This is a genomic window from Paenibacillus sp. DMB5, assembly GCF_001517085.1.
In the GTDB taxonomy this organism is placed as follows: domain Bacteria; phylum Bacillota; class Bacilli; order Paenibacillales; family Paenibacillaceae; genus Paenibacillus_AQ.
Map to the genome: position 1 here is coordinate 39,320 of NZ_LRAC01000014.1, position 7,451 is coordinate 46,770.

6 protein-coding genes are annotated in these 7,451 nt (G+C 35.0%); 5 read left to right on the top strand and 1 reads right to left on the bottom strand.

The genetic code is table 11. The annotated features are described in order from the left end of the window. Window positions 1-134: 134 nt before the first annotated feature. The 5 genes from AWJ19_RS03535 (at window position 135) to AWJ19_RS03555 (ending at window position 6,241) form a co-directional block, all read left to right on the top strand. Window positions 135-710: a TetR/AcrR family transcriptional regulator gene (locus tag AWJ19_RS03535; protein WP_068721628.1), complete on the top strand. Its 576-nt coding sequence runs from the start codon at window positions 135-137 to the stop codon at window positions 708-710. A 30-nt stretch (window positions 711-740) separates the two neighbouring features. Continuing rightward, window positions 741-1,742: an HD-GYP domain-containing protein gene (locus AWJ19_RS03540; protein ID WP_068721630.1), complete on the top strand. Its 1,002-nt coding sequence runs from the start codon at window positions 741-743 to the stop codon at window positions 1,740-1,742. After that, window positions 1,743-3,167 carry a GGDEF domain-containing protein gene (locus tag AWJ19_RS03545; RefSeq protein ID WP_068721633.1) on the top strand — a complete coding sequence of 475 codons (1,425 nt, stop codon included), beginning with the start codon at window positions 1,743-1,745 and terminating at the stop codon, window positions 3,165-3,167. A 217-nt stretch (window positions 3,168-3,384) separates the two neighbouring features. Then, window positions 3,385-5,571, top strand: coding sequence for a methyl-accepting chemotaxis protein (locus tag AWJ19_RS03550; protein WP_068721635.1), 2,187 nt, complete (start codon window positions 3,385-3,387; stop codon window positions 5,569-5,571). A 313-nt stretch (window positions 5,572-5,884) separates the two neighbouring features. Beyond that, window positions 5,885-6,241 carry a hypothetical protein gene (locus AWJ19_RS03555; protein WP_068721636.1) on the top strand — a complete coding sequence of 119 codons (357 nt, stop codon included), beginning with the start codon at window positions 5,885-5,887 and terminating at the stop codon, window positions 6,239-6,241. A gap of 751 nt (window positions 6,242-6,992) precedes the next feature. Here the strand turns inward: AWJ19_RS03555 and AWJ19_RS03560 are convergent. Then, window positions 6,993-7,451: transposase (locus AWJ19_RS03560; RefSeq protein WP_198536460.1), on the bottom strand; the 459-nt coding region annotated here is incomplete at its 5' end.

The following is a 7,451-nucleotide window of genomic DNA, read 5'->3' on the forward strand; positions in this document are numbered from 1 at the left end:
TAATGAATAATTAGTGAACTGCAAATTGCCCCCTAGAAAGTTAACATTAAATGTCCGATAATGATAAAAAGGTCAATAATCTCAATTCTGAGACAAAAACCTAACGAACGTTAATTAGATTGGAGTTGAGAAATTTGTCGGCTAATAGCGTAAAAGAAGCTGCCTTCAAATTATTTGCGCTAAAAGGGTATGAAGCAACGACAATGAGAGATATTGCAAATGAAGTTGGAATCAAGCCAGCATCTATTTATCATCATTATGAAAGTAAAGAGGCTATTTTTCTTTTGTTAGTCAATGAAATGCTTGCTCGTATTAGTTGGGAACTGAACGAAGAAAAATTGGAAAAGGAGATTGATTTAAAGCAAACTCTGTATGATGCATTTATTTCATATTATGATTTCTTTTCTACTCATGATTTAGAACTGAAATTCTGGCAAAGGATTCGTTTCTTTGCACCTTTAGGAATGGAAAGCGCATATAGTACAAATATTTTAGGAAGTGGGAGAACTTTACTAGAATTGTATATAGAATTATTCAATCGAGCTATGAGACAAAAAAAACTTGAGCACCCTATTGAAATGTATGTAATGTCTTATTTCTCATTTCTTAGTGGATACCTAGATTCTTTACTTATTGTCCCATTCAAATTAAGTACTATTCAGTTAAATCAAGCGTTTGAGATTTATTGGAATGGTTTTGAATTGGATTGATTTAAATTTTAATGAGATAGAAGGGAACTTATGCAAAGATTATTAGGAAGGAAACTGAAGAATGACGTTACCTCTCCAAATGGATTAACAATAATTCCAGCTCAAACGATATTACTAGAAGAGCATCTTACCCTTATATCAAAACATCATGTTGATATTCTAGATATCACTCTTATTGAGGACAAAGCAACTATTTTACAAAACCAAATGAAAGGCATGATTAATAAGTCTTTAGAGCTGTTTGATTATATAGGCTCCAGTTCGAAAATTCCTGTCAATGAACTAACTTCTAAGTTGGTTCCAGAATTAAGGGAGTTTGTCGCTAACACAAGTATTTACGAACTTTTAGATACACTCAAAAGTCAAGATGATTACACTTATCAACATAATATTGCTGTTGGAGCTATAGCTACTCTTCTAGGAACTTGGTTGAATTTAGAGGAAGAGGAACTATCTTTACTCACTTTGGCAGCCACACTTCATGATGTGGGTAAGGTGAAAATTCCTAATGAGATTTTGAATAAACCTGCTAAACTAACAACTGAAGAATTTGATATTATGAAAAAACATACTATTTTTGGTTATGAATTATTGGTAGGCACATTTGGTGAAAAACACAATGTGTCTCTTGTTGCTCTTCAGCATCATGAAAAAGGGAATGGAAAAGGTTATCCATATGGATTAAAGCGGAACAATATTCATTTTCATAGCAAGATTGTTATGATTGCTGATATCTTTCATGCTATGTCTTCGAAGCGTGTTTATCATGAAAGTATGCCATTTTTTGAAGTGATTAATCAGATGAAAAAATTCGCGTATGGAGAAATGGATGCGAAGATACTGTCGGTATTTGTAAACAATATGATTGATAGATTAGTTGGACAAAAGGTTAGATTGGTTGATGGTAGGATATGTAGGGTTGTTTTTATTTATCCATTTGGCCACGATGCAATTTTTTATACAGAGAATGGGGAGTTTTTAGACTCAAGAGAGGATAACAATTTGCAGATTCAGGAAGTGTTTTTTTATTAAATGGAGCGTGAATATCCTATACAAAATAGTGGGAGATTAACAGTGCAATACAATTATACGGTTGAAATAATATCCTTTGCTACCTTAGTAGGATTGTTTTTGCTAATCATAACGGTGATTCATAAAAACTGCACATTAAGAGAGCGAAGAAAGAAAAACCTTCTATCTTATATAGGAGATAGATTTGTGATTGTTAATCGAAAAGGGGCTATTTATTGTAATACATCCTTACTTGGTGAAAAGCCTTCAATAATGCGTAGTAGCAACTTTACTAACTGGATGGATATAATGCACCCTCATGACATTTTGGTGCTATGTAACTCAGCTTGTAAGATATTTAGAGAAGGAAATACGGATAAAATTGAAATACGTTTAAACGTAGATGGAAATATAAAATATCTAGAATGCATCCTTAGGCCTTTTGTTATAAAGAATGGTGAAGTTTCAGAAATAATTATGGAATACAAAGATATTACTGAACGTATAGTGAATGAACAGAAAATGAAGAAAACAATAAAGCATTTTAAAGAAATCAAATTTGCATTAGATGAGTCAATTTTGATTGAAGTTTTAGATAGTAGAGCAAATATTATCTATGCTAATAATCAGTTTTGTAATCTCTCTGGTTATCCCCTCGATGAACTGATTGGTAAGAATATACGGTTATTTAATAGCAAATATCACTCTAAAGAATTTTTTGAAGATATGTGGAAGACCGTGTCGATAGGGGAGGTTTGGCGAGGGGATATACGTAACCAATCGAAAAAGGGGAGTTACTTCTGGGTAAATACAACGATTGTCCCTTTTTTGAATGATAATAATAAACCGCACCAATATATCGTGATTCGTACAGATATTACTAAGAATAAAGAATATGAAGAAAAATTAGAGTTGTGGTCAAATGTAGATGGTTTAACGACTTTATTTAACCGGCGTTATTTTGAAAAGCAACTAAGCGAATATTGGGAACAACATTATTTACAGAAACAGCCACTAGCTTTAATTTTGTTTGATGTTGATTATTTTAAATCATACAACGACCATAACGGCCATATTATGGGCGACCAATGTCTGGTTCTGATATCGGATGCAGTAAAACAGGTACTTAGTTCTTATGAAGCTGTTGCTGCAAGGTACGGTGGAGAGGAGTTTGTAATAATCCTACCAGGTAAGAGGGCTGACGATGCATTTGAAATTGCAGAAACGTTGCGTATGAAAGTAATTGATTTACAGATTCCTCATGCTAAGTCAATAGAAAATCAGTATGTAACGATGAGCTCCGGGGTAGCATCAATTATTCCTAAAGAAGAGAAGAATATTGATAATTTAAAGAAAAGGGCAGATATAGCATTGTATCAGGCTAAAAATAATGGTAGGAATTGCACGGTTATGTGGAATTCAGAAGGATTAGTATTGTATGAATAAATGTTAACTTAATCTTTAGATAACGGAAGGATAGGTATAAAAATTGCCTATGAGAAAATGTATTAATCGATTCTATTCTTTTATAGACCATTAGTATATTTTCATAAGACTTTAATTAATGAATGTTAGACAACTTTAATAAAAGAGAAATACATAATCCAAAATAAAGAGAAATTTGATTAATTTAGCAAGTTTCTATAGGAGGAATCCTTTCTATATGGGAAGTAATAAAAACAGTACAACTAATCCATCATTGCAAAATTGGAAAGACAAACTTAGATTTTTTTTGAAGACCATTGCCCGAGAATGGAAGACAATAAGAGGAAGGTTAATTACTTCTTTTCTAGCAGTTCTTCTGATTCCCAGTGCAGTAATTGGATACTCATCTTATAAGAGTGCAAAAGATGAAGTTCGAGCACAGATTCGTGATTCTATTGTTAATACGATGGAACTAACTCGCACAAATATCGGGCAGTACATGATGCCAGTCATGAATAACTTGGATGAATATGTGCAAATTTTCTCCTCTGATGCAGCAGAAACTCAGAGTGATTCAGGGGCGTTTCTTGATATCATAGTTAGTACACATCCAGAAGTCAGTAGTATTATTATCGGTAATCAACAGGGTAATTATGTTAATTATCCTCAAGAAGAATTTACTGATTATGACCCAAGAGAACAGACATGGTATCAAAAATCAATGGCTGATACGTCAAAAGTTTATATCGGAGAACCAGTACAAAACACTACTACGGGCAAATGGATAATTTCTCTAGCTAAATCCCTTCCTGATGGACAGGGTAGTATGACTTTAAATGTGGATTTAGACCGTTTGGCGAGTTCATTTAAAAGTGTTGCTATTGGTCACTCCGGGAACATGGTGATTGTAGACGAATCAAACAAAATTGTCGCTGGTTCTTCGATGATTTTTGATGTTTGGGGACTTAAGTTAGGCGATACATTTGAAGCATTGACATCTTCTGAACAAACAAATGATTCATCAAAATCTATTGTAAAAGAAGCGGATGTTCATCTGACAGAAAACGATTCTTTAGGAGTGGTGTCTAATGCACCACTTGAAGAAATGAACGGCCTTCCTAATCCTAGTTCAAGTAGTGAGATTGCTGTTTCCTCAGACATTGTTAACTTTGGTGATATAGAACTGGAGATTTATAGCAGTACCGAACCAATGACAGGATGGAAAATGTACGGAATGGTTGGTACCGGTGATTATACTGACGCTGCCCGGCCTATCCTAAACAGAAGTTTGTTGGTAATGGGAATATCAATACTGTTATCAGGATTGATGATTTTCGTAATACTACGAGTATTTTTGACAGCCATGACTAAACTTAAAAAGGGAGTTCGTGCCATTAGCGATGGAGATTTGATGGCTAGAATCGATTTGAATACAAAAGATGAATTTGGTGAGTTGGCTCAAGATTTTAATCAGATGGCTGAATCGGTTCAAATGGTAGTTAATGAGATTAATGAAACAACAAACATGTTAAATGAGTTTTCACATTTAATTAAGGAAAGCACAGACCAAACTGCTCATTCTGTAAAACATGTGGCAGAGACTACTCAGGAAACAGCAGAGGCATCTATCCGTAGTGCAGATTCCTCGGTAGAAGCAGCAAGTGCGATGGAGGAGATGGCTCGAGGTGTGGGTGTTATCGCGGAATCAGTTGAAGTCATCGTTAATGCTGCTAACCAGACGGAGCAGGAAGTGGTAGAGGGCAGCCGGACCATAAACAGTGTCCGAATGCAAATGGATGAAATTTTAGGTTCTGTAGCTAAGGCAGGTGAACTGATGGCAGAGTTATCTAAGTTATCAGGCGATGCTGGCAGATTGAATGAAGCGATTGCTGAAATTGCTAATCAGACTAATCTGCTCTCCTTAAACGCATCAATTGAAGCGGCACGGGCAGGTGAGCACGGACTTGGGTTTGCTGTCGTAGCTGGCGAAGTCCGTAAACTCTCAGACCAGACAAAACAGACAGCTGATGTAATTGCCCATACTTTAGGTATGATGCTTACTTTAATTGAACAATCAAAAAATTATATGAATAACGATGTTAAAATTAAAGTTAATGAAGGTCTAAGAATTAGTGAAGAGGCAACAATGAGCTTTGGTAATATCGAACGTTCAACTTCCAATATTGTGGACCAGATTCAGGGTATATCTGCAGTAACTGAGCAAATGTCTGCCAGCACAGAAGAAATATCAGCAACGGTAACAGAATTGGCGGGTATCTCTAAACAAACGGCTGAAGGAGCTGAAACAACTTCTGCAGCAGTAGAAGAACAATTAGCTGCAATCGAAGCCATAGCTGCTTCTTCGCAAGAGATGGCTGGAATTACGTCAAATTTAACGAATGCCGTATCGAAATTTAAAGTATAGAATAAACTATAACGCAAAGGACAAGGAGTCATTGTCTCAACATTTGAGCAATGACTTTTTTGGGTTTTATCAGTCATTATAAGAAATACAACGCTTAAAAGTGCTTTGTTCGATAATATTATTTATATTTAAATATTTTGGAAATATATTATAACATACATATTTACTCAATGACGGTAAGATATTATTATATGGTTGAGTATTCATAATATTTATAAGTTGTGATTAGTACTTTTTTAAAGTTTGAATCACATCTTCTTATATACATAGGAGGTGTTTTATCATAGAAGATATAATTAGTCTTATTAATTCTATGAAAGAATTGGAAACACGAATAGACGAATTTATAAGAGAAGATTCTTCAATTGAGTATGTTGAAGGGTCTGATGAAGTTGTAGATGGTGGTGCGTTTGCTTGGTCTAAATTGGACCCTTCAGAGGTAAATAAACAGAACCTTATTCATGATGAATATATTGATTTATCGAATAAAGTTAGAGAGATTTTAAATAATGAAAATAGTCCTCATAAAGAGAGATTTGAACAGAGTTATGAGTTAGTTGTGAGCTATATTAGACAGGATACTTTATTATGGGTTCCTGGTTTAGTCAATGTTATTAATGATATTAAAGTGCAATTAAACCTTCAAAAGTTTTTTATTAATGATATTTAAACTAACTTTTAAGCTCTATGCTACTCATGCATATTATCATAAGTTTAAAAGAACAATGACTATTTTTCTACTAATCTGTGTTTAAATTTCTACGATTCGATAATTTGTGCAGTAATATTAATTGTAAAACGTTTAGTATTCGAATAATTAATCCAAAAAGGCCTGTTTCTCTAGATTACTAGGGAGAAACAGGCTCTTTTCACTATAAAAATGCTACTCACACTTCATTAAATGAACTTTTTATTTATGGAAAACAACACATAATTATGAATAACATTTGCTTCAATTCATAAATGAGGGGGGACTAATATGTAGTCACTATTGTAAGGGGGGAGGTGGACATGAACTAAGGAGTGTACTCAAAAATGTTCTAACGAACTAATCTTGACAATCGTTGGCCAGAGCAATCATTTATAATCATGGTTGGGAGAACAATTGTAGATTTAGTAGATGTATTTAAGGATAGATATATGCCTTCATGATTAATAAATCTTGTGTGAAATTATATTTTTACAATGCACTTTATTGTAGAGAATGGAAACCCTAAAATTCCAAACCCAGTATCTATAAGAATAATATCTTCACTGAAGCTGTTTTCACAAATTCCTTCAAACTTTTCTCCACTCACTAGATGTACATGAACTGGTAATTTATTTGTTATGGACTGTTCAATAAGAGCTGAATAGGTCTGTCAATAATTTTGTGTAAACACTTTTAAGCACAGATTTCCCCCGAGGGGGAAGTCGCGAATCTAACGCAAGTGTTGACCAACCCGGTCTGGGAAAAAGACCGACAGCTGGAGCAGCATTTGGCCCCAGTTTTGGACACGTCCTGTCCATTTTCGAGTAACATCCACGGTAGCCAGATAGAGCATTTTCAGCAAGGCTTCATCTGTAGGAAAGATGCTCTTTCCCTTCGTCACTTTTCGAAGTTGACGGTGGTAACTCTCAATCATATTGGTGGTGTAGATCAGTTTGCGGATCTCAGGCGGGTACTTGAAAAAGGTAGCGAGTTCGTCCCAATTGGTCCGCCAGGAACGGATAATGAGGGGATATTTCGCTCCCCAGACTTCCTCGAAACGGTCGAGTTCAAGCAAGGCACCTTCCTCGGTAGCTGCCTTGTAAATCGGCTTTAAGTCGGCTGTTACCTTCTTAATATCCTTGTAAGACACGTACCGTGTGGAGCTGCGGATTTGGTGAATAATACACTT